The following is a 2,350-nucleotide window of genomic DNA, read 5'->3' on the forward strand; positions in this document are numbered from 1 at the left end:
TCACTCATCGCCACATGAACCTCGTGCCCATGGTTAACCATGATCTTGGCCATGTCCCCGCGCAGGGCGGCGGGCATGTCGTCGCCCTTCGCGGAAAGCTCCCCCAGGGCTTTTACGAACACGCGGTTGTTGGCGTCCGAGTGTGACGAAGGAACAGGGGGAGACGAGTCCGAGGGCGATACGCCGGTCGCCGCTGCCGTCATCGCGGCACCCAGGCCCTTCCGGGCGTTGGTGCTCTCCTTGTCGGAATCGTTGTACATGTCCGGATCGGACTCCCGGTAGAACGCCTCCCTGGAGTCGGAGAAGTCGACGTTCTTCCAGTCGCGCCCCGTCAGGAGGTACTGGAGGTTGTCGTTCTTCCCTCCCGGGCCCGGGTCCAGGTACTCCGCCGCTGCCTTGGGGTTGTCGGACATGATGCCGAGGATGCCGTCCATCGGGTCGCTGGCGAATCTGGCGTGCTTCTTGTCCCCGAAGTCGCCTCTGAGGTCCCAGACATCCGGATGACCGCCCTGTTTCTTGTCCTCCGCCTTGCGGATGTCGTGGGCCACGTCCTTGAGGAACTGCCCCGAATAGCCGCTGCCCTGCTTCATGAGGGAGACCAGGCTCTGGTAGCCCCGGACCTTCTGACCCTCCCCCTGCCCCCGTGTAGCCAGGTCGAGGTCGTACGCGGAGACGCCCGCCTTCTGGAGACCTGCGCGAAACCGTTTGTAGAACTCCGTGTTCGGGTTCCGGGTCGCGGTGGCCAGCGTGGTCGCCAGGCCCTTGTCCAGGGAGAGGTAGCTCTTCTTCTGGTCCTTGTCGTCGAAGTACGCGAGGTCGTCCAGGCGGTTGTGGGTCTTGATCAGCCCTTCGGGTCCGCCGAGGGAGTTGATCAGGGTGCGGCTGAACTCCGGGTCCTTGCCGTTCTCACGGGTCAGGAACCGCGCGTCCCGCAGGTCTCCGGCGCTGACATCGTCGCCGTTCTTGAGGCGCTTGAGGACCTCGCCGGCGCGGGCGGCGTTGGCCTCGCCGACATCGTCCTTGATGTTGCCGTTGAAGCCGCCCGGCAGGCCCTTGCTGCTCTGCTTCGGTTCGGCCATCAGCGCCATCTTGATGTTCTCATCGGCCCGTTGGGTGGCCTTGACCGCCTTGTCGATGGCATCCGACCAGGACTCCTCGACCGTTTGGCGGGCCGCGTGGTCACGGCGGTACTGCTCGGCCGTCGCCTCGCCCTTGAGTTCCGCCACCCTGCGCAGGTCCATGGTGCAGCGGCCGTTCGAGTCCACGGCCATGCCGGCCTTTTGGGCGTCGTCCCGTGTCTTCTCCACGTTCTGCTTGTGCTTCTTGAGAATGCTGTAGGCGTCGCTGAGGAGTCCGGATACCCCTTGCGCCTCGCCCTCCGCCTCCGCGTACTCGTCGAGCGTGGCCTGGCCCCAACGCGAGTAGGCCGCAGCGGACTCACCCCTCCAGGAATCCGCGTCCACTGCTGCTTTGACGTGGTCCTGGTAGGAGCCCTGCAGTTTGAGGAAGCGGCTGCCCATCGTCTTCCATGCCTCGGATGCCGCCTTGAGACCGCTGAGGTCCGCGTTCACGATGTCGTTGTACGTGATCGGCATTCGCCGGGCCCCCTGGCTACAGTCCGTCGATGGCGCTGCGGGACCGCCCCTCCGGGGGCAGGGCATTCATCCCCTGGGCTACCCGGATGTCGCCCCCGTCCAGCACCTTGTTGGCGTCCATCAGCGCATCCTTCTCGGTACGAATCCGCTGAGTGAGCTGTTTGTGATGCTGGGCCCACTTCTTCGAGCGGTGGCGTAGCCCGGTCCACACTCCCCAGCCGTGCAGCGAACTGGTGAAGGTGGTCGGACTCGCCGGATTCCCGGTGACGGACTCGTTCGCGCCGTCCGCCAGCATCCCCGCCTTCCGGGTCTCGGGACCCAGCACATCCTGGATATGACGCGCCGCGTTCTGCTTCTTCGCCTCCGAATGCGCCAGGTCGCTCCGTGGCGGCACATGGCCGCCCGGTCGGGACTCGGGCGGTTGGGAGCCTCCGGAGAGGCCGTTCAGACGCGATCCGCTGCTTTCTTCCGACCCCATGGCCCCTCGATGAGACGTCGCACAGTCAAGTGTTGCCCCAAGCTACCAACGGCGACGACACGACCACCACATGCGACCACCCCATGGCGGTTGATGGGCTCGATCTCGCCTGTGGCCGTCCTCCACAGAACCAGGCGGGGACTCATCCGTGTCCCCGCCCCCATACGGCCGTGCGGGAGGAGAGCCCTCACCCTTCCTCCGCCGTCAGCCCCCCGTTGTGCGGCATCGGCTCCAGGTCGAACTCCCCGTCCCGCGCTCCCAGGACGAACGCCTCCCA

The 2,350-nt window shown here is 66.0% G+C and carries 2 protein-coding genes and 1 pseudogene; all 3 read right to left on the reverse strand.

Annotated elements, in window-relative coordinates; translation table 11 throughout:
- Positions 1-1,595: DUF6571 family protein (locus G5C65_RS35600; RefSeq protein WP_165303194.1), on the reverse strand; the 1,595-nt coding region annotated here is incomplete at its 3' end.
- A gap of 16 nt (positions 1,596-1,611) precedes the next feature.
- Positions 1,612-2,073, reverse strand: coding sequence for a hypothetical protein (locus G5C65_RS35605; RefSeq protein ID WP_165303195.1), 462 nt, complete (start codon positions 2,071-2,073; stop codon positions 1,612-1,614).
- 187 nt (positions 2,074-2,260) lie between these two features.
- Positions 2,261-2,350: pseudogene (locus tag G5C65_RS39865) on the reverse strand (DUF397 domain-containing protein); the annotation flags it as partial.

Source organism: Streptomyces boncukensis (assembly GCF_011045075.1).
Lineage (GTDB): Bacteria > Actinomycetota > Actinomycetes > Streptomycetales > Streptomycetaceae > Streptomyces > Streptomyces boncukensis.